The organism is Psychromonas aquatilis (assembly GCF_038155185.1).
Classification (GTDB): Bacteria; Pseudomonadota; Gammaproteobacteria; order Enterobacterales; family Psychromonadaceae; genus Psychromonas; species Psychromonas aquatilis.
Genome location: NZ_JBAKAZ010000002.1, coordinates 94,426 through 116,115, shown reverse-complemented (window position 1 = coordinate 116,115; position 21,690 = coordinate 94,426). Strand labels below are relative to the sequence as shown.

The window sequence follows — 21,690 nt, the reverse complement described above, 5'->3', positions numbered from 1 at the left end:
TAAGTTATTTTAGCAAGTAAAATAGATCAGTTAATTAGTGTGATTGGTATTATTTAACACTAGTAACTATCTCTTAAAAAAATGCTAACCACGAATCAATTAAATTTTGTAAGTCTTCTAAACCACACTCCGCTTCTATTTCTTGATCATAAAAACTTAAATCTTCATCTAACTCCGAGTCTGATTGATATAAACTATGATTAACAATCGAAGCTTCTTCTGTATTTAAGAATAACGTAAATTCATCACCAGTTAGTTTATATTCAGATATCTCTCTTTGTTGTAATTGATTAATAATATCTAAGAGGGACTCAGTCCACTCTTTGCTTTGCCCTTCTTGCTCGAGCCAAATGCCAAAAGCCTCATGTCCCATAGACAACTTTACTTTTTTCTTATCACTGAAATAGTCTTTTTTGAAATCGAACTCCATACTTACCTCGGCTTTTATTAATATGGGTAAAGTATAGATAGCTTTGATGGGATTTAGTAGAAATAAAGATAAAAATAGAGGGAAATATAAAGAGCCTTCGATATTACTATCAAAGGCTCTTTAATAAAGGAATATAAGACGTTATGAATTAACAACAGCCTTAAATTCTATATCAACAACATTTGTTGGTACTAACTCATAAGCAGCTTGTGGCTTTAAAATAACGTTAGATTTACTAACCACCATTAGCATTTGCTTCAAACGGTTAGCTTCGAAAGGTTTTAATAATAGCCCTTGCACATCTAAAAGACTGTTTAAGCCTAATAATTCACGTTGTACATCTTGATGTGAATTCAAAATTTTAATGTCAGATGAAGCCGACGTTTGACCCGTTCGAATAGCTTTAATTAGGTTAAGCCCTGAATATTGCGGTAATAATGTATCAACAATAATTAAATCGAAATCTTGTAAAGCAATTGAGCGCTCAGCTTCACGTGCGGATGGAACACCTTCCACATAAGAAACATTTAAAGCTTCTAGTTGCTCAATAAGTTGTGCTCTACCTTCCGTTGAGCCCTCAACCACTAATACTTTCAAATTAGAAATTGCATTGCTTGTTACTTCTGATTGGGCAACAGGCGAAGGCGCATTATCAGTAGCCACTAACCCTTCCATTCTCGCGATATAACCACGCTTTGGAATTGTTGAAATATTTAAGCCATGCAAGCTTAAGGTGCCGACACTCTTACGTAACTGAGAAATATGCTGATTAATAGTGTGATCTGTAACTAAACGTCCCCACACATGTTGAGCAAGATCTTCACGAGTAACCACTGTATTCACGTTTTTACACAAAAAATGTAATAAAGAAGTACGTAAAGGACCTAAGTAAACTTTACGGCTGCCGTGAATCAAACTGTTTTGACTTGAATCGATGTGGAACTCGCCCACCACTAAATTTTTTTCTAACATAATAATACCCATATTTTTTATTTGTATGCCGTTCTATATTGACGGACAATTTAATTTTTTGGATTGTTAAAACAATCTCTTTTTTATAATCTTCATTATAATATCAAATTAAAATAAAAACACAAAGATATTCCTAGTCTCAAATTTTGACTCTTCTTTTTGTAGATTTAAAAGCATTTACTAGGTTACTTTTTAGTGGGGGATCTTAATTAATCTGCTCACTCTAAAACCAGGCTCGTCGTTGTTTTGAAACTTATCTACAAATGATACTAACCCTATTAAAACGATTGTTTTAGCTATTTAAAATAGGTAAACAACACTCCAAATAGTAATACAATAAAACAAATGATCTTATATGTTAATTTATATTTTTGATTGCTCTTAAATTCGCCAACTATATTATTAAAAATAAACTTACACACGCTGTTTAACTCACTTAATAACCATTAAACATGATTATAATTATATTATTTTATATTTTAAATATGATGTGGTGATTATAATTTTTTTGTACAAGTCAAACATATTTATATTTTCTTTATCTATTTGTCGTATTTTTAGTTTCCTTCTATTTAGCGCTTTATTAATTAAAATAAGATTTTTAACAACCTAAATCACAGGAATAAGCCTGATTAGCAGCAAATATTTAATAGTCATAGAAAAATAAGGTAGACTAGGAAAGATAAATTTGTCCTTGCTAATGGTGGCAATGTTATTAGAATGTTATCGGAATGTTATCGCCCCCGTTAGAATCAGAGAGAGTGTTAAATGAGCCTATATTTAGAATACATTAAAGAAATTGAAACTCGTAAAAATGATCTTGGTTTAGCACCAAAGCCAATCGATGGAGCTGACTTACTAGCTGAAATTATCGAACAAATTAAAGATACAGAAAATGAATATCGTGCAGATTCACTTAACTTCTTTATCTACAATACACTGCCAGGAACAACCAGCGCAGCTGCAGTAAAAACTAAATTTTTAAAAGAAATCATCTTAGGTGAATTTGTTGTTGAAGAAATCACTCCAGAGTTTGCTTTTGAATTATTATCTCACATGAAAGGTGGACCATCTGTCGAAGTGCTACTTGACTTAGCACTTTCTGATGGTGAGTCAGTTGCAAAACCTGCAGCTGAAGTATTAAAAACACAAGTATTTTTATACGAAGCGGATACAAGCCGTCTTGAAGAAGCCTATAAAGCAGGTAATGTCATTGCGAAAGAGATTCTTGAAAGCTACGCAAGAGCAGACTTCTTCACTAAACTTCCAGATATCCCAGAAAAAATCGATGTAGTAACTTACATTGCAGCTGAAGGTGATATTTCAACTGATTTATTATCTCCAGGTAATCAAGCTCACTCTCGTTCTGACCGTGAATTACATGGTAAATGTATGATTTCACCTGAAGCACAAGAAGAAATTCAAGCGCTTCAAAAACAATACCCTGGTAAGAAAGTGATGTTAATCGCTGAAAAAGGCACTATGGGTGTTGGTTCTTCACGTATGTCTGGTGTAAATAACGTTGCACTATGGGCAGGTGAGCAAGCAAGTCCATACATTCCATTTGTTAACTTTGCACCAGTTGTTGCTGGTACAAACGGTATTTCACCAATCTTTTTAACAACAGTTGGTGTAACTGGTGGTATTGGTCTTGACCTTAAAAACTGGGTTAAGAAAGTCGATGCCGAAGGTAAAACAGTACTAAATGCAAATGGTGACCCTGTTCTTGAGCAAGTTTACTCTGTAGAAACGGGTACAGTATTAACAATCAACACCAAAGAAAAGAAACTATACAACGGCGACAAAGAGCTAGTTGATGTTTCTTCAGCTTTCAGCCCACAAGCTGTTGAGTTTATGAAAGCCGGTGGTTCTTACGCAATTGTATTTGGTAAAAAACTACAAACATTTGCTTCTGAAACACTGGGTATTGATATCGTCCCTGTTTATGCTTCTTCAAAAGAGATTGCACATGAAGGTCAAGGCTTAACTGCTGTTGAAAAAATATTCAACAAAAATGCGGTTGGTGTTGCTTCTGAAGCAGATTTACACGCAGGTTCAGACGTTCGTGTAAATGTAAACATCGTTGGTTCTCAAGATACAACAGGTTTAATGACGTCTCAAGAGCTAGAGTCAATGGCTGCGACTGTTATTTCTCCAATCGTTGATGGAGCTTACCAGTCAGGTTGTCATACCGCATCAGTTTGGGACAGCAAAGCACAAGCGAATATTCCTAAACTAATGAGCTTTATGAACAAATTCGGTTTAATCACTGCACGTGACCCTGAAGGTGTTTACCCTGCAATGACAGATGTTATTCATAAAGTATTGAATGATATTACTGTTGATGAGTGGGCTATTATTATTGGTGGTGACTCTCATACTCGTATGTCTAAAGGTGTTGCATTCGGTGCCGATTCAGGAACGGTTGCTCTTGCACTTGCAACAGGTGAAGCAAATATGCCAATCCCTGAGTCTGTTAAAGTAACCTTTAAAGGCGAGATGAAAAGTCATATTGACTTCCGTGACGTAGTGCACGCTACACAAGCTCAAATGCTAAAAACCTTTGGTGACAACGTTTTCCAAGGCCGTGTAATCGAAGTACATATTGGTACACTACTAGCTGACCAAGCGTTCACATTTACCGATTGGACTGCTGAAATGAAAGCAAAAGCGTCTATCTGTATCTCAGAAGACGATACATTAATTGGTTCATTAGAAATTGCGAAAAGCCGTATCCAAATCATGATCAACAAAGGTATGGATAACAAAGCTAAAACGCTTCAAGGTTTGATTGATAAAGCTGATGCAAGAATCGCAGATATTAAATCTGGCGAAAAACCAGTTTTACGTCCTGATGATAATGCAAAATACTTTGCTGAATTAGTAGTTGATCTAGACCAAATCGATGCACCAATGATTGCCGATCCAGATGTAAATAACGAAGATGTTTCAAAACGTTATACACATGATGCTATCCGCCCTATTTCGTACTACAACGGCACTAAAAAAGTTGATTTAGGTTTTGTTGGTTCATGTATGGTACATAAAGGTGATATGAAAATTATCTCTCAAATGCTACAAAACATCGAAAAACAAAACGGTACAGTTGAATTTAAAGCACCGCTAGTTGTTGCTCCACCAACATATAACATTGTTGATGAGCTAAAAGCTGAAGGCGACTGGGATGTTCTTAAGAAATACTCTGGTTTTGAGTTTGATGATATTACGCCTAAACAATCAGCACGTACAAAATATGAAAATATGATGTACCTAGAGCGCCCTGGATGTAACCTATGTATGGGTAACCAAGAAAAAGCTGAAAAAGGTGATACTGTATTAGCGACTTCTACTCGTCTATTCCAAGGACGTGTAGTAGAAGATACAGAAGAGAAAAAAGGTGAATCATTACTTGGCTCTACACCAGTCGTTGTTCTATCTACAATACTGGGCCGTACACCGACTTTAGAAGAGTATAAAGCTGCGGTAGAAGGCATTGTATTAACTGATTTCGCTCCGCCATTAGATGCATTAACAATGCCATCTGGCGACGTGCCAATCAAACTAATCTAGTTTCCTATTAAGGGACCTATCTTAGTATAAATTAAGAGGGTTGCTTATTTTAGTCCGGTTAATTCAGGCTAAAATAAGCGCCCTTTTTTTATTCCCCACTCATTAGACGCAAGCGATGGAATATTTACTTCGAGAGTCTTATTGCTTAACCCATTCTTGAAATAACTGTTTTTCTTGCTAAAAACGACCACGCAAAAATAAAGGTCAACAATAGACCTGCTCCTATCCATTAGATTAATGCTTCACTGATATCTGCTGAGCAATATATTAAAATTAAAACTCGATAACATCACTTCCACATCCACCACCTAATTTATAAGCATGATTAACATTGCCACTGATATCACCACAAAAGACGCTTGATAAGAATTTAAGCATAGTACTGAATAATGTGATAAGTGATCTTAGAACACGCTCTACAGAGCTGTAATCAGCAATATTAACTAGGTTTTAATTAATAGATCATTATTAGGTAAGAAAGACAACTAAATACAAGGTGTGCGCTATCAATAAGAGTTATACCAACCTAAGTAAAAATATGATCTAATTGATTTATCTATTGCGATTAAAGCGACTTAAGATGGGGCATATAAAAAAGACAGATTTTAAAGTACTTGCCCGTAAGCAAACTTCATTACAAATAAAAATGCGTTTACTGGCTTTAGCACATTTTCAAGATGTTTATTCACGAACTCAAATTACCCTGTTCCTAAAAATGAGTAGAACTAGCGTTAATAAATGGGTGAGTGACTATCTAAGCGGAGTAGTATGAACATTCGCTTCGGGGCGCTGACTTTAGTCTCCCTGCTTGCATCAAAGTAAAAAACCAAAACAAACTTAATCTAAGTAAAATGCAACAAGGCAAAGAGTGAAGTGCTTTTTTTTATTGACTGCATCTACAAGGGAGGCTAAAAAAAGGAGTCGCAGAGCTTCTCCGCTCATGAGACTAAGCTGGCGCTTAATTCGTCCACCGCCCCAAAGTCAAAACAAGATTCCTGAAAAAAGTCGCAGAGCTTCTCCGCGCATGAGACTAAGCTGACGCTTAATTCGCCCACCGCCCCAGAGTAATATTTCTGGCTGAAGTGATTTTAAGTATTCTAGATTTATAGAGCACTCTTCAAATATTTCGGACGCTTTACTATTCGTATTGACGTTCGCTTCGGGGCGGTGACTTTAGTCTCCCTGCTTGCATCAAAATAAAAAACCAAAATAAACTTCATCTAAGTAAAATGCAACAAGGTAAAGAGCGAAGTGCTTTGTTTTATTAGCTGCATCTACAAGGGAGGCTAAAAAAAGGAGTCGCAGAGCTTCTCCGCTCATGAGACTAAGCTGGCGCTTAATTCGCCCACCGCCCCAAAGTCAAAACAAGATTCCTGAAAAAAGTCGCAGAGCTTCTCCGCGCATGAGACTAAGCTGGCGCTTAATTCGCCCACCGCCCCAGAGTAATATTTATGGCTGAAGTGATTTTAAGTATTCTAGATTTATAGAGCACTCTTCAAATATTTCGGACGCTTTACTAGCCGTATTGACGTTCGCTTTGGGACGGTGACTTTAGTCTCCCTGCTTGCATCAAAGTAAAAAACCAAAACAAACTTCATCTAAGTAAAATGCTACAAGGTAAAGAGCGAAGTGCTTTGTTTTATTAGCTGCATCTACAAGGGAGGCTGAAGCCACCGCCCCAAAGTCAAAGCAAGGTTCTTGAAAGTGAATAGCACTAGCGTTAATAAATGGGTGAGTATCTATCTAAGCGAAGACCTCGAAGGGTGAAAAGTATGTGCTTTAGAAATTGGATGAAACTGACTAGTTAATTTTACAGATTGGTATTCTTACCTTATGACGAAAACGACATAAGAAGTTGTTATCAATAATCAAATAAAACGGTACTTAAATCGACATGCGATGAGATCATATTTTAAGTGAGAGAATATCAAATATTAAGTATAAAAAAAGGCTTGTTAACTGCATGCTAACAAGCCTTAAAATACTTAATTAAGTATTAAATTATTTACGTTTTACCGCTTTTGGATTCGGTAAATCAGTAATTGAACCTTCATAAACTTCTGCAGCTAAACCTACAGATTCATGTAGTGTTGGGTGAGCATGGATAGTTAATGCGATATCTTCTGCATCACAACCCATTTCAATTGCTAGGCCGATTTCACCTAATAATTCACCAGCATTAGTACCCACTACAGAACCACCGATGATACGGTGTGTATCTTTATCAAAGATCAGTTTAGTCATACCATCTGAACAGTCAGATGCGATTGCACGACCAGATGCTGCCCAAGGGAATACTGATTTTTCGTAGTTAAGACCTTGCTCTTTCGCTTCTTTCTCAGTTACACCAACCCAAGCCATCTCTGGCTCTGTGTAAGCAATTGAAGGGATAGTTTTCGGGTCAAAGAAATGTTTCTTACCAGAAATAACTTCAGCAGCAACATGCGCTTCATGCACACCTTTATGCGCAAGCATTGGTTGACCAACAATATCACCGATAGCGTGGATATGCGGTACGTTAGTATGCATTTGCTTATCAACTTCAATGAAACCACGTTCAGTTACTGTGATACCCGCTTTTTCTGCATCAAGTGATAGACCGTTTGGTACACGACCAACTGCTACTAATACTGCATCGTAAGCTTTTGATTCAGCTGGTGCATTTTTACCTTCAAAAGAAACGTAAAGTGCATCTTCTTTAGCATCAACAGCTGTTACTTTTGTTTCTAGCATGATGTTGAATTTGCTTTTCACTTTCTTAGTGTAAACTTGCACGATATCTTTATCAGCTGCAGGTACTAATTGGTCAGCGAACTCTACAACATCAACATCAGAACCTAGAGATTTGTATACTGTACCCATTTCAAGACCGATGATGCCACCGCCTAAGATAAGTAAACGTTTAGGTACTGATTTAAGCTCTAGTGCATCTGTTGAATCCCAAACACGAGGGTCATCATGTGGAATGAATGGTAATTTAACAGGACGAGAACCCGCAGCAATAATTGCGTTATCAAAAGTAACAGTCGTTACTTCACCTTCGCTACTAGTTGCTTCAATGGTATTAGCACCAGTAAAACGGCCAAAACCATTTACTGTTGTTACTTTACGCATTTTAGCCATGCCTTTAAGGCCACCAGTTAGTTGTGATACTACTTTTTCTTTCCAGATACGGATTTTATCGATATCTGTTGATGGCTCACCAAATAATACACCGTGCTCAGATAATGCTTTTGCTTCTTCGATTACTTTAGAAACATGTAAAAGAGCTTTAGAAGGGATACAACCTACATTTAAACAAACACCACCAAGTGTGTCGTATTTTTCGATTAATACAGTTTCTAAACCTAAGTCTGCTGCACGGAATGCGGCAGAATATCCAGCTGGTCCAGAACCTAATACAACAACCTGCGCTTTAATTTCTTTACTCATGACGACCTCTATAAAAAAGAACACTCGAATTAGAATTCTAGTCTATTCAAATGTTAATAGAATGTAAATGATAGGTCGGCGTAACTGCCGACCTAGTTAACAAAGATTATAAGATTAACGTACGTAAATCAGATAAGTGCTTGTTAACAGCAGTGATAAAGCGAGCACCATCAGCGCCATCGATTACACGGTGGTCGTAAGAAAGTGCAAGAGGAACCATCATACGAGGTTCAAACTCTTTACCATTCCATTGTGGTTTAACCGCTGATTTAGATACACCTAAAATAGCTACTTCAGGCGCATTAACGATTGGTGTAAATTGTGTACCACCGATACCACCAAGGCTAGAGATAGTCATGCTACCACCTTGCATATCTTTCGCAGTTAATTTACCAGCACGCGCTTTCTTAGAAATTTCAGCGATATCACGACAAATTTCAAAGATACCTTTGTTTAATACATCTTTAACTACTGGTACAACTAGACCGTTTGGCGTGTCTACTGCGATACCAATGTTGAAGTATTTCTTCAAGATCAAGCTTTGACCATCTTCAGAAAGTGAAGAGTTAAAGTTAGGGTATTGTTGTAATGCTTTTGCTACCGCTTTCATCATGAATACTAACGGGCTAATTTTAACACCTAGGTCTTGCTTAAGTGCGATTGCATTTTGCTCTTTACGGAACTCTTCTAGCTCAGTGATATCTGCTTCGTCAAACTGTGTAACGTGTGGGATAGTAACCCAGTTACGGTGTAAAGCAGGACCAGAGATTTTTTGGATGCGAGAAAGTTCTTTCACTTCCACTTCACCAAATTTAGCAAAATCAACTTTTGGTGCAGCAGCAACAGCTAGACCACCAGCGCCACCAGATTTAGCAGCTTGTAGCTGTGCTTTAACGTATTTTTGTACGTCTTCTTTAGTTGTACGACCTTTAGGTCCTGTAGAAGCAATAACGTTTAAGTCTAAATCAAATTCACGTGCAATACGGCGAACAGATGGAGATGCTTTAACATCTTTGTTCACAGCAACTTCTGCTTTAGCTGGTGCAGCTTTAGGAGCAGCAGGTGCTGGCGCAGCCGCTTTAGGTGCTTCTGCAGGTGCAGCTGGTGCCGCAGCAGGCGCTTCGCCTTCAGCTTCAACAAGTAAGATTAAAGAACCTTCAGAAACTTTATCGCCCGTTGCGATTTTAATCTCTTTAACAACACCACCGAATGGTGCAGGAACGTCCATTGATGCTTTATCACCTTCAACAGTGATCACATCTTGGTCTTCTTCAATTTTGTCGCCAACAGCAACAAGAATATCAGTTACTTCAACTTCATCACCACCGATATCAGGAACACATAGTTCTTTAACAGCAGTTGCAGCAGCTGGTGCTGGAGCTTCTTCTTTTGCTGGAGCAGGAGCTTCAGACTCAGCAGCCGGCGCTTCTGCAGCAGCAGAACCAGCTACTTCAACGATCAATACTAGGTTACCTTCAGAAACGCTGTCACCAACGTTTACTTTAATCTCTTTTACCACACCTGCAACTGATGAAGGTACGTCCATTGACGCTTTGTCACCTTCAATCGTTAATACATCTTGGTCTTCTTCGATAGTGTCGCCAACAGCAACTAAGATATCAGTAATATCAGCCGCATCAGCACCAATATCAGGTAGTAAAAATTCTTTTAATTCAGACATAATAATTTTCCTAATCAATAAAAGTCGGTGTTAATAGCCATTAACACCGAGACTGATTTATGCAAATAATGGGTTGATTTTGTTTACATCAATATCAAACTTAGCAATAGCTTCCGTTACTACTTTCGTTTCAATTTCACCACGTTTTGCTAGTTCGCTTAATGCAGCAACAACAACGTAATTAGCATTCACTTCAAAGTGACGACGTAAGTTGTCACGGCTATCGCTTCGACCAAAACCGTCAGTACCTAGTACTTTATAAGTATCAGCAGGAATAAATGCGCGTACTTGCTCAGCATAGTTTTTCATGTAATCCGTAGCAGCAATAGTAGGTTCATCACCTAATACAGATGTAATGTAAGGTACTTTTTGCTCTGCTTCAGGGTTTAACATGTTGTAACGCTCAACGTCTTGACCATCACGTGTTAGTTCGTTAAATGAAGTTACTGAGAAGATATCAGAAGCAACACCGTATTCTTCACTTAGAATCGCAGCAGCTGCACGTACTTCATTCATAATAGTACCAGAGCTTAGTAGTTGTACTTTGCTCTTACCTGGTAATGAATCAAACTTGTAAATACCTTTACGAATACCTTCTTCAGCACCTTCAGGCATTGCAGGCATTGCATAGTTTTCATTCATTACTGTTAGGTAATAGAATACGTTTTCTTGTTTCTCACCGTACATACGCTCAATACCGTCTTGGACGATAACCGCTAGCTCGTAAGCAAACGTTGGGTCGTATGAAACACAGTTAGGGATAGTATTCGCTTGAATATGACTGTGGCCATCTTCATGCTGTAGACCTTCACCATTTAGCGTAGTACGACCAGCAGTAGCACCTAATAGGAAACCACGTGCTTGTTGGTCACCTGCCATCCAAGCCATATCACCAATACGTTGGAAACCAAACATAGAGTAGTAGATGTAGAATGGAATCATTGGTAAGTCATTAGTACTGTATGACGTTGCCGCAGCAACCCAAGAAGACATAGAACCAAGTTCATTGATACCTTCTTGTAATACTTGACCAGAAGTCGCTTCTTTGTAGTAAGACACTACGCCGCGGTCTTCAGGTGTGTATTCTTGACCATGTGGATTGTAGATACCCACTTGACGGAACAGACCTTCCATACCAAATGTACGTGCTTCATCGGCAATGATTGGTACGATGTTTTTACCGATACCTTTATCTTTCAACAATACATTTAGGATACGTACGTAAGCCATTGTTGTTGAAATTTCACGCTTCTGCTCGCCTAAAAGTGCAGAGAATTTATCTAATTCTGGCACAGCTAGTTTTTCAGTAAACTTAGGTAGACGCTTAGGTGTGTAACCCATTAATGCTTCACGTTTACCGTGCAGGTATTTGTACTCTTCAGAACCTTCTTCAAGCGTTAGGTAAGGAAGTGTCGCTGCTTTCTCATCAGAGATTAAGTCTTGTAGACCTAAACGATCACGTAAGCTTTGAATATGGTCTTCAGTCATTTTCTTAACACCGTGGGCAATATTTTTACCCTCAGCGGCAGCACCCATACCGTAACCTTTAACTGTTTTAGCTAAGATTACTGTTGGTTTACCTGCAGTATCTTCTGCATTTTTAAAGGCTGCGTAAAGTTTAGATGAATCATGGCCACCACGTTTCAGGGCAAAGATCTCTTCATCTGTCATGTCAGCTACTAGTGCAGCTGTTTCAGGGTATTTACCAAAGAAATGTTCACGAACGTAAGCACCGTCTTTAGATTTAAATGTTTGGTAATCACCATCAACGGTTTCTTCCATTAATTGTAATAATTTACCAGACGTGTCTTTAGCGATTAATGCATCCCAGTTACCGCCCCAGATTACTTTAACAACATTCCAACCAGCACCTGTAAATAGGCCTTCTAGCTCTTGAATGATGCTACCGTTACCCATTACAGGGCCATCTAGACGCTGTAAGTTACAGTTAATTAAGAAACATAAGTTATCTAGTTTTTCACGTGAAGCGAATGACAATGAACCACGTGATTCCGGCTCATCCATTTCACCATCACCTAGGAAAGCGTAAACACGTTGTGCAGAAGTTGGTTTTAAACCACGACCGTCAAGGTATTTAAGGAAACGTGCTTGATAGATTGCAGCGATTGGACCAAGACCCATAGATACTGTTGGGAACTGCCAGAATTCAGGCAATAATTTCGGGTGTGGGTAAGAAGGTAGACCTTTACCATCAACTTCTTGACGGAAGTTGTCTAGCTGCTCTTCAGTTAAGCGACCTTCAAGGAAAGCACGTGCGTAAATACCAGGAGAAATATGGCCTTGGTAATAAACTAAATCACCGCCATCAGTTTCATTTGGAGCACGGAAGAAGTGGTTAAAACATACTTCGTAAAACGCAGCCGCTGACTGGTAAGAAGCCATGTGACCACCAAGATCTAAATCTTTCTTAGAAGCACGCATTACAATCATGATCGCATTCCAACGAATGATTGAACGAATACGTTGCTCTATTTTAAGGTCACCAGGGTAAGCTGGTTGCTCAGAGGCAGCAATAGTATTTATGTAGTTAGTGTTGATACCTGTTGGTAAATTAACACCTTCAACACGTGCTTTTTCTATTACTTGCTCAAGGATAAACTGAGCACGTTCTGAGCCCTCATCTTCAAGAATGGTTGTTAATGCTTCAAGCCATTCAGAAGTTTCTTGCGCATCAATATCTTTTAAGATGTCAGTCATGACACTTTCCTTCTATATCACTAGGTAATCTTAGCTATAAAGCCAAGCGTTTTTAAATAATTATTTACATTAACCACTACCTGCTTCACAGCACGATTTAATGCCATTTCGGCAATAAGTAATCCAAATAGTTATAACTTTAGGTATTTTTTTACAACAATAGTTGCACCTGTCATACCATGAAACAGTATTTTGCTTTAAAAACCGCCCAACTCTCGTTTAAAGGCGCTTTCTTCACGCAGCATAACTAAGCGTGTTTCTTCAATGTAATTCAAATGTTGATCAGACGCTGCTTTCGCTTTCATCGGTTGCTTTGATAAAATAGCATCAACTAGCTGTAAACGATGTCGATGTATTTGTTTGGCCACTTCTGGATAATGATACAGTTGCTCTACATTATCAGAAATGTTTTTTTGCAATAAAGGGTTTATCCCTCTTGCTAGGTGCAAAAACACAACATTATGAGAAGCTTCAATAACAGCTAAGTAAAACTGTACAACAGATTTTATTTCCAGCTCAATGTTACCAGTGCTATGTGCTTTATCAATGGCATTGAAACTTGTTTTTATTTTTTTGAAGTCTTCAGAGGTACCACGTAAAGCTGCATAATAAGCAGAAAACCCCTCAATAGCATGACGAAATTCTAATAAGTCATATTGAGATTCTGGGTGAGAATTGAGTAATTCAAAAAGAGGATCTGTTAATTTTTCTCTCAAACCTTCTTTTACATAAGTTCCACCACCTTGACGACGAGTTAGCAGTCCTTTTGATTCCAAGCGTTGAATTGCTTCACGCAAAGAAGGTCGAGAAACATCAAATTGCTTTGCTAGCTCACGCTCAGGCAATAACTTCTCACCTAACTCTAAACTTCCTTCTAAAATCATGCTTTCAATCTGTGATTCAATCACATCTGCAAGTTTAGGTTGTTTAATTTTTGCGTAAGTCATAACAGCCTTAAATTAATCAATCGTAACAAAGCTATGTTACGAAGAAAAAACAATCGAATGTAAAATGGTATTACCAATTATAATTTGGATAGAGAAATTAACAAAATTAAGAATTTATGTCTAGATATTTATAGTTGAATTGAAATATCAGCCTGTTTTCATCACAAAATAGCAACAAAAAGACATTAAAAATAAATAAATATCAAGAAAAAGACAATAAAAGAGGATGAGAAAGAATTATTAATAAGATTTAATTAGTATGATTTATTAACCATTAATCAAGATATTGTAGGAGAAATATAAATAATCAGGCATTTATCACCTATCATTACCACTATACAGGTATTTTATTAGCGTAATTAGCTTCAAAACCTACAACCATATAACTGCCGAAGTCACCAAGGTAAGACTGAAAGGTTATCAACTAGTTATCTCAATTAAAGGCATAGCATTAAAAGTTAAAAGCTAATATTTAAAGCCAATAAAAATGGTGACACTAGGTCACCATTAACTAATAAAAAAAATTAAGCTAGTATGCTCACTCTCTATTTAATCAGTTAATAAAAGGGGCTGATGGTTTGTTTAACATCCAACAAGCGTCAATATCAACCTTATCAGAACAACTTAATCGTGTTGCGGTTGCTGGTGTAAAGATACGTGCAGACATTACAGCAGAACCATTATTAATATATAGCTCTAGAGAAGAGTTATCTGAAAGTATATGCACCTGTACAGTTGAAGTATCAGAAAGAGGCAGCTCTCTTACCGTATCACCTTCACGAATTAAGGTATTGCTTCTGTCTAAATACAATACTTTAGACTCTTCATCTAAACGTAACTCACAATAGCCTTCCTCTGATTGATGCAGCTTCAATGAACTTCCCCATTGCATCGTTACTTTTAATTCAAAAGCTTTGCTGTGTAAGTCAAAGTTCCGTGGACTAGCAGGAATCTCCACGACTTCGCCACGTAATCCTTGTAACTCTTTGATCGGTTGTTGGATTAACTGTCCATTTTCATAAGATAATTGGCGTAATGCTGTCAATTGGTGAACCCAACCATTGTCGGAACTTGGATGATTGATTTCATCCGGCAACCCCATCCAAGCGGACATAATGCGTCTGCCATCAATGGTTTGTAGTGACTGAGGAGCGTAAAAATCAAATCCATGATCTAATACTTGTGGTGCTGATAACTTAATACTGCCTCGCTCATCTAGTGTCGCCTTTAAAATACGATTATGGTGAGGCACTGTATGGCTTTTAGCATCAGCTTCAATACCTTGCGGACAAATAACAACAAAATCCTGATCATTTAATGTGAAAAAGTCAGGACACTCCCACATATATCCATAATCACCTAATTCATCGCCACACAACTCGATAAAGGTCCATTGTTTAAGGTCCTGTGATTCATAAATCGCAAGTCGCCCAATTTCATCCTCTCGCTGAGCACCTAATAACATTAACCAACGATCTTGATGTCGAATAATTTTAGGATCTCGACAATGGGGAGTAACACCAGGAGGTAGTGTATCAATGACAGGCCCTTGCTTAGTGAAGTGAACGGCATCCGTTGATGTAGCTAAACATTGAGTAGTATGTCTATCTCGCTGCTCTTCGGTACGGACATTACCGGTGTAAAACAACATTAATTCATCACCATTACTAAGAGCATGACCAGAAAACACACCGTGACTATCAAAATAATCAGATGGTGTCAGCGGCAAAGACTGCCACTGCCAATTAATTAAATCTTTGCTGGTTAAATGCGCCCAGTACTTATCTTTATGGACACAAGCAAAAGGATAAATTTGATAAAATAAATGATATTGACCTTGATGATAGATAAATCCATTAGGATCATTTAATAACCCTTGAGGTGGCGAAATATGCCAACTTGGGCGGTGAGGACAAATCGCAGGTTGAATAAATGCTTGAGCTTGCTTTACTTGCTTTTCAGCAATTAATTTCCCAACCTTTAATAATTGCGCTTTAAGTGACAATACAGCGGGTTCACCTGAATGACTGTTGTTAATGTCACTTCCCTGGTTATCACAGTCGACTGTTGCTTTAGGATAAGTGACTTGCTTTAAAACTGCGTGGTAGTCGCCCTGTGCAGAGAATGTTAACGGCAAAAGAGAAGTATCCTGTACTTCAATAATAATACGAGTATCAGGACTTAAAATGCGAGTCACATTGCCAATACCACCACACTCTTCAATCATTTCTAATAACAACATATGCAACTCACCTTTAGACCGTAAAAATTATATTTCCCATTCAGTTCATTAAAAGAACTCAACACAAAACTCAAATACTAGGTTCAATCAAATCGTTATTAAGCGCAGAATGATTGGTTAATTTAATAATAAACTTCGATTACGGGAACGTTTGCAGAAAAGGTAGCTAAAAATCATCTATTTTGCAAGGAGCAAACATAAGTAGTGTAAACCCTTCGATCAATGTCTCATTTTTTTAGAGTGCAGTCTCGTTACGATTAGAAATAAAGAAAAGGAAACAATCTATTTAAACTGGAAATAATAATAAGGTAATAAAATTCATTACAAGTCATATTATTAAGGCTATCAGCAATGTGCGTACAAGCCCTTATAAGGAGTTTTATATCAACAACTTCCGCGCTCAATGGCATCAAAGCTAAGTACTAACTTACTCACCTCTGCGTTTTTATTTTCAATCAAATCAAGCAGCATTAATGCCGACTTTTTACCTGACAAAGTAAATGCATAGTTGAACGTCGATAAGCTTGGAGTACAGACCTGCCCTAACTCATCATTACCAACCCCTAACACCTTGATATCTTTACCGGGCACTTTATTTATTTCAGTGATCGCCCTCATCGCGCCGATCGCAATTCTATCGGTTGCACAAAATAAAGCGTCTAATTGTGGCCACTCCATCAATAATTTCTTTGTTTGCTGGTAACCCGATTCGATGGTGAATTCTCCGTGACTATGAAAGAGAGGTGCGACTTGCTTGGCATGCTGCAAAGCTTGTACTAACCCTTGGTAACGCGCCCCATCTACTGCGGCATCCTGACTGTGTACACCAATAAAACCTATATTCTTTGCCCCTGCTTCTATCAACCTCATTCCGGCGCTAAATCCAACTCTGATATCATCATGAATAATACTAGGGATATTAAACAATGACCCATCTTGGCCTATTAGCACGATTGGGACGGTTGAATGATTGATAGCTTCGATTAAGGGCGTATCTAAATGTGTAGCAAAGAGTAATATGCCTTCAACACGGCGCTGATTAAAGCGCATTATATACTCAATTTCTTTTTCGTTATTTTGTAATGTATTAGCGAGTAGTAAGTGCTTTCCTGCTTGTTCAAATATGTCTGCCATACCTTCCAAGCCAAGTGAGACGGCGTTTGAAGATATTCTCGGAGCAATCACGCCAATTAAATTGGTTTTTTGAGACTTTAAATCCCGTGCAACTTGGTTAGCCATATAACCACATTCTACAATCGCTTTTTGCACTTTTTCTTTGGTGCTCGCTTTCACGCCATACTCGTTATTAATCACGCGAGATACCGTCGACTTTGAAACACCAGCTAATTTTGCGACTGTATGTAGTCCAGACATATTATTTCCATTAATTTAAATTACTTACCATGAATAATAGCAAAAGCCCTCAAAACCAACAAACTTAAGGTATTTACAACAACTTATATCGATAAAAAGTTATAGATCACATTTATTTAATACAAGCCTTGAAAAAGAATCAATTTAAGCCAAATATTCGCTTATTGCAAACGTTCCCATTTTAAATAAAAAAACAATCTACAAATGATACCAAGGAGTAAGTTATGAATTATCCAGAAATCGCATCTCAACTTATAGAGATGCTCGGAGGAAAAAGCAATATTAAAGCATTAGCCCATTGTGCTACTCGCTTACGCCTTGCCGTTGCTGATGAATCATTAATTGATGAATCAGGTATTGAGTCGCTTGATGGTGTAAAAGGACAATTTAAAGTAGCAGGACAATATCAAGTGATCTTTGGTTCAGGCATCGTGAATCAAGTTTATGCTCAAATGGCAAAGATTACAGGCTTAGGAGAGATGAGCACAAAAGATGTCGCTTCAACTGGCGCTCAAAATCAAAATATCATCCAACGAGCAGTAAAAGGTTTATCGGATATCTTTGTACCTATCATTCCAGCGATTGTTGCCGGTGGTTTGTTAATGGGTATCTTCAACGTCTTAGTTGCACCCGGTTTATTTATTGAAGGAAAGTCGTTAGTGGATGCTTATCCAAATATCACTGACCTTGCGGCACTTATTAATACATTTGCCAACGCTCCTTTTGTGTTTCTGCCTATATTAATTGCATTCTCTGCGAGTAAACAATTTGGCGGGAACCCATTCTTAGGTGCTGCATTAGGTATGTTAATGGTGCATCCAGATCTGCTAAACGGCTGGGGCTTTGGTGGTGCAGCGGTTACAGGTGATATCCCTGTTTGGAATATCCTTGGCTTTGAAATTGAAAAAGTAGGTTATCAAGGCTCTGTATTACCTGTGTTAGTAGCAACTTATATATTAGCTAAAGTTGAGAATGGATTACGTAAATTTATTCCATCAGTATTAGATAACCTACTCACACCACTCCTTGCTATTTTTATCACAGGGATATTAACATTTACTGTAGTAGGACCTTTCACACGTGACATCGGCTTTTTATTAGGTGATGGATTAAATTGGTTATATGACTCTGCTGGTTTCATTGGCGGTGCTGTATTTGGTTTTATCTACGCACCTTTTGTTATTACTGGAATGCATCACAGCTTCATTGCGATTGAAATACAATTGTTAGCGGATATGGCAGTTACAGGCGGTTCATTCATTTTCCCAATTGCGGCAATGGCTAACATTGCTCAAGGTGGCGCAGCGCTATCAGTGGGTTTCTTTACTAAAGAAACTAAACTTAAAGGGATTGCTATCCCATCAGGGGTCACTTCATTATTAGGTATCACAGAGCCAGCTATGTTCGGTGTTAATTTAAAACTACGTTACCCTTTCATCGCAGCAATCTGTGGCGCCGCAATAGCAAGTGCCTTCATTACTCTATTTAATGTCAAAGCAAGTGCTCTTGGTGCTGCAGGTCTACCTGGGATTATCTCAATTCGTACAGGTGATGTAACCCCTTACATTATAGGTATGGCGATTTCATTTACCGTTGCATTTATATTAACGGCAATATTAGGTAATCGTGCTAAAGCAAAACAAGCAAAAGCGGCTAATGCTTAATAATTATAAACACAGTCAATAAGCGAATCACAAACCAGTATTAAGATTGATACTGGTTTTATACAAATTAAAGAAATGAGGTTGTTATGAATAAAGTTTGGGTTAGCGGTGATGCCGTTGTAGATCTAATCCCAAATAGCACGACTAGCTATTTAAAATGTCCTGGTGGTGCACCAGCCAATGTTGCTGTTGCAGTCTCTCGTTTAGGTGGTAATAGTGCATTTTTTGGACGAGCAGGTGACGATCCATTTGGTCGATTCATGGAAAGTACTTTAGATAAAGAAGGTGTCGATACGGGCTTTATGTTACTTGACCCAGCACAACGTACTTCCACTGTCGTTGTCGATTTAGATAGTAGCGGTGAACGTAGTTTTACTTTTATGGTAAAGCCGAGTGCGGACCAGTTTTTACAAGCAACTGATATCCCTGAATTTAAACAAGGCCAATGGTTGCATATCTGCTCAATTGCTTTAGCCAATGAACCGAGTCGTAGCAGTACTTTTTTAGCCATGGAAAAAATCAAAGAAGCTGGTGGATTCATTAGCTTCGACCCTAACCTACGCAATGAGGTTTGGATAAATCAAGACGATATAAAGCCAGTTGTGCTAAAAGCAATCGCGCTTGCTGATGTAGTAAAATTTTCTGATGACGAATTATTATTTTTAACTGAAACAGCCTCATTAACAGCTGGATTAGAAAAAATAAAGTCATATCAAAATCCCCTTGTGTTAGTGACTCAAGGCGCAAAAGGCGCGCTAGTGATCCATAATGATAACCAGCAGCAATTGGCTGGAAAAGCTATCCAACCAATCGATACGACTGGTGCCGGTGATGCTTTTGTCGGAGGCTTAATCACCTACTTAGCGCAAAGTGAGTGTTGGAATAGCGCAGCTGAGATTACTCAAGCGGTAACATGGGCGAATGCTTGTGGTGCTTTAGCAACAACACAAAAAGGGGCTATGACCGCACTACCATCACTTAAACAACTACAACAATACTTATCTGGCGAATAAAACTAAGACGAGTAAACAAATACGCTGCCTAAAAAGCACCTTTAGTCTTATCGATTGAGACTCATTTAATTCAATAGGTGTCTAGCTAGGCAGCACAAAATAGAGGTAAGTAAGGAGCCGTGACAGTAACGAGCACCTGTATTCTCAGAGGGAAACCAAGCTTACATTTATTTTAACCAAGATAAGTTAAAACAACCTTTTAGGTGAAGTAATACCACTCAATAATAATGTTAAATCTTTACGCAATGAGTTTAAAAAAAAGTGACCAATCAAACTCACTACCAGGATCGGTTTTACGGCCCGGCGCAATATCACTATGAGCAACAATTCGCTTATTAGTAATTAATGGATAACGTTGCTGAATTTGCTCAGTAACTTTCGCTAAAGCCTGATATTGTCGTTCTGTATAGGCGCTATGATCTGTCCCTTCTAACTCAATACCGATTGAATAGTCATTACACGCTTCAACACCTTCAAAAGACGAAACACCCGCATGCCATGCACGCTTATCAAAGGGCACATATTGCTCAATACTGCCATCACGACGAATCACACAGTGAGCAGATACCTCTAAGCCTTCTAAATCAGCAAAGCTAGGATCAGCAGAACAATCAAGACACCCTGTAAATAAGTCTTTTACATAGGGGGTAGCAAACTGCCCTTCCGGTAAGCTAATGCAATGAATCACTAGTAAGCTAACCTCAGTGCCCTGCGGTCTTAAATTATAAAAAGGACTTTCAATAAAGAGAGCATCTTGTAACACGCCGTTTTGTTTAATCACTTTCACCCCTTAAAATTTAGTTATAAAAAAGGTGGCAAATAAGCCACCTTTTTTCAAACGCTTTATAAAATAGCGTTAACAATTATAGGCTATTCCCATTCAGTAGTGGCATATATTTTATCTACTTTATTATCAACAACTGACATTGTCCAAATAGTACATGTACAACCACTATATAACACACTAAACATATTTCACGCCTTAATTTGTCAGCAATTACTTCTAACTTAGCGAGACGTTTTCTTCCAACTTACTTGAAGGATTAATATTAACCATAAAGGTTACAGCTTTTGTCATAATATCTGAGTGAGGAATTATTTCGTAACCATCTAAATACTTTGAATTCCTCCATCAATACTGTACCCAAACAACTGAAGGTACGTATATTAAGTACTTACGCTGTGGTATCTTATAATTCATATATTTAATTGGATATCACATGAAAACATTAAGATTATTTGTCGTACTAATATCAACTGTAATTGCAACAAATGTAATGGCAGGCGTACTGCTTAGCAGTTGGTGGGGAACAGGAACAGATTCCACTACACTTTATTGTAAGTATAGTGATGGTTCGGTTGTTAAAATGGAGCTCGCGAATGGAAATTGTCCCTTAGACAATGACTAAATTTTTGTTGATAGCGACTTCGCATCATAATGTAAAGTATTCAGCCCTTATTTAGGATCCTATATCTAATGATTCACTCGATGATAGCAGAAACATAAGGTCTCTAAGGACTGCCGTTGAGCGATCTTTTATCTGCAGGGTGACTTTGATATCGAAGGGATACCTATACCTACTAAAGGTTGGGGACAACAAACGCCAGAAAACACTTCCGACCTAAAGCTGAACAAATCCTCGATCA

General features: G+C 38.0%; 13 protein-coding genes. 4 read left to right on the top strand and 9 right to left on the bottom strand.

Annotated features, from left to right (window positions below):
* Window positions 1–73: 73 nt before the first annotated feature.
* Both V6256_RS00980 and V6256_RS00975 read right to left on the bottom strand, forming a co-directional pair.
* Window positions 74–430 carry a YacL family protein gene (locus V6256_RS00980; protein WP_341596112.1) on the bottom strand — a complete coding sequence of 119 codons (357 nt, stop codon included), beginning with the start codon at window positions 428–430 and terminating at the stop codon, window positions 74–76.
* 141 nt (window positions 431–571) lie between these two features.
* Window positions 572–1,402 carry a winged helix-turn-helix domain-containing protein gene (locus V6256_RS00975; protein WP_341596111.1) on the bottom strand — a complete coding sequence of 277 codons (831 nt, stop codon included), beginning with the start codon at window positions 1,400–1,402 and terminating at the stop codon, window positions 572–574.
* Window positions 1,403–2,170: 768 nt separating this feature from the next.
* Here V6256_RS00975 and V6256_RS00970 point away from each other — a divergent pair.
* Together V6256_RS00970 and V6256_RS16395 are read left to right on the top strand one after the other, a co-directional pair.
* A complete protein-coding gene (locus tag V6256_RS00970; protein ID WP_341596110.1) occupies window positions 2,171–4,972 on the top strand; it encodes a bifunctional aconitate hydratase 2/2-methylisocitrate dehydratase in 2,802 nt (933 codons plus the stop codon).
* Window positions 4,973–5,552: 580 nt separating this feature from the next.
* Window positions 5,553–5,744 (top strand): helix-turn-helix domain-containing protein, encoded by a 192-nt coding sequence (locus tag V6256_RS16395; protein WP_424141037.1) that lies wholly within the window; start codon window positions 5,553–5,555, stop codon window positions 5,742–5,744.
* 1,229 nt (window positions 5,745–6,973) lie between these two features.
* On the opposite strand, the gene lpdA is transcribed toward V6256_RS16395, so the two are convergent.
* From lpdA to V6256_RS00940, 6 genes are all read right to left on the bottom strand, one after another.
* On the bottom strand, window positions 6,974–8,404 hold the full coding sequence (gene lpdA, locus V6256_RS00965) for a dihydrolipoyl dehydrogenase (protein WP_341596109.1): 1,431 nt from the start codon (window positions 8,402–8,404) through the stop codon (window positions 6,974–6,976).
* Window positions 8,405–8,510: 106 nt separating this feature from the next.
* Window positions 8,511–10,085: a pyruvate dehydrogenase complex dihydrolipoyllysine-residue acetyltransferase gene (aceF, locus tag V6256_RS00960; protein ID WP_341596108.1), complete on the bottom strand. Its 1,575-nt coding sequence runs from the start codon at window positions 10,083–10,085 to the stop codon at window positions 8,511–8,513.
* A 57-nt stretch (window positions 10,086–10,142) separates the two neighbouring features.
* Complete coding sequence (gene aceE, locus V6256_RS00955; protein ID WP_341596107.1) at window positions 10,143–12,803, bottom strand: pyruvate dehydrogenase (acetyl-transferring), homodimeric type; 2,661 nt, start codon at window positions 12,801–12,803, stop codon at window positions 10,143–10,145.
* Window positions 12,804–13,000: 197 nt separating this feature from the next.
* Window positions 13,001–13,750 (bottom strand): pyruvate dehydrogenase complex transcriptional repressor PdhR, encoded by a 750-nt coding sequence (pdhR, locus tag V6256_RS00950; protein WP_341596106.1) that lies wholly within the window; start codon window positions 13,748–13,750, stop codon window positions 13,001–13,003.
* Window positions 13,751–14,303: 553 nt separating this feature from the next.
* Window positions 14,304–15,992: a glycoside hydrolase family 32 protein gene (locus tag V6256_RS00945; protein WP_341596104.1), complete on the bottom strand. Its 1,689-nt coding sequence runs from the start codon at window positions 15,990–15,992 to the stop codon at window positions 14,304–14,306.
* Between the two features lie 384 nt (window positions 15,993–16,376).
* Window positions 16,377–17,366 (bottom strand): LacI family DNA-binding transcriptional regulator, encoded by a 990-nt coding sequence (locus tag V6256_RS00940; protein WP_341596102.1) that lies wholly within the window; start codon window positions 17,364–17,366, stop codon window positions 16,377–16,379.
* 224 nt (window positions 17,367–17,590) lie between these two features.
* On the opposite strand from V6256_RS00940, the gene V6256_RS00935 reads away from it, so the two are divergent.
* Window positions 17,591–19,030: a sucrose-specific PTS transporter subunit IIBC gene (locus tag V6256_RS00935; RefSeq protein ID WP_341596101.1), complete on the top strand. Its 1,440-nt coding sequence runs from the start codon at window positions 17,591–17,593 to the stop codon at window positions 19,028–19,030.
* Window positions 19,031–19,116: 86 nt separating this feature from the next.
* Window positions 19,117–20,043, top strand: coding sequence for an aminoimidazole riboside kinase (locus V6256_RS00930; protein ID WP_341596099.1), 927 nt, complete (start codon window positions 19,117–19,119; stop codon window positions 20,041–20,043).
* Between the two features lie 238 nt (window positions 20,044–20,281).
* On the opposite strand, the gene ampD is transcribed toward V6256_RS00930, so the two are convergent.
* Entirely contained in the window at window positions 20,282–20,824 is a 543-nt protein-coding gene (ampD, locus tag V6256_RS00925; RefSeq protein WP_341596097.1) for a 1,6-anhydro-N-acetylmuramyl-L-alanine amidase AmpD, read from the bottom strand.
* Window positions 20,825–21,690 lie beyond the last annotated feature (866 nt).

Coding starts and splice junctions, on each gene's coding strand:
- V6256_RS00930 (WP_341596099.1), top strand. CDS start 19,117: ATGAATAAAGTTTGGGTTAGCGGTGATGCCGTTGTAGATCTAATCCCA.
- V6256_RS16395 (WP_424141037.1), top strand. CDS start 5,553: ATGGGGCATATAAAAAAGACAGATTTTAAAGTACTTGCCCGTAAGCAA.
- aceF (WP_341596108.1), bottom strand. CDS start 10,085: ATGTCTGAATTAAAAGAATTTTTACTACCTGATATTGGTGCTGATGCG.
- V6256_RS00975 (WP_341596111.1), bottom strand. CDS start 1,402: ATGTTAGAAAAAAATTTAGTGGTGGGCGAGTTCCACATCGATTCAAGT.
- V6256_RS00935 (WP_341596101.1), top strand. CDS start 17,591: ATGAATTATCCAGAAATCGCATCTCAACTTATAGAGATGCTCGGAGGA.
- aceE (WP_341596107.1), bottom strand. CDS start 12,803: ATGACTGACATCTTAAAAGATATTGATGCGCAAGAAACTTCTGAATGG.
- V6256_RS00970 (WP_341596110.1), top strand. CDS start 2,171: ATGAGCCTATATTTAGAATACATTAAAGAAATTGAAACTCGTAAAAAT.
- pdhR (WP_341596106.1), bottom strand. CDS start 13,750: ATGACTTACGCAAAAATTAAACAACCTAAACTTGCAGATGTGATTGAA.
- V6256_RS00980 (WP_341596112.1), bottom strand. CDS start 430: ATGGAGTTCGATTTCAAAAAAGACTATTTCAGTGATAAGAAAAAAGTA.
- lpdA (WP_341596109.1), bottom strand. CDS start 8,404: ATGAGTAAAGAAATTAAAGCGCAGGTTGTTGTATTAGGTTCTGGACCA.
- V6256_RS00940 (WP_341596102.1), bottom strand. CDS start 17,366: ATGTCTGGACTACATACAGTCGCAAAATTAGCTGGTGTTTCAAAGTCG.
- V6256_RS00945 (WP_341596104.1), bottom strand. CDS start 15,992: ATGTTGTTATTAGAAATGATTGAAGAGTGTGGTGGTATTGGCAATGTG.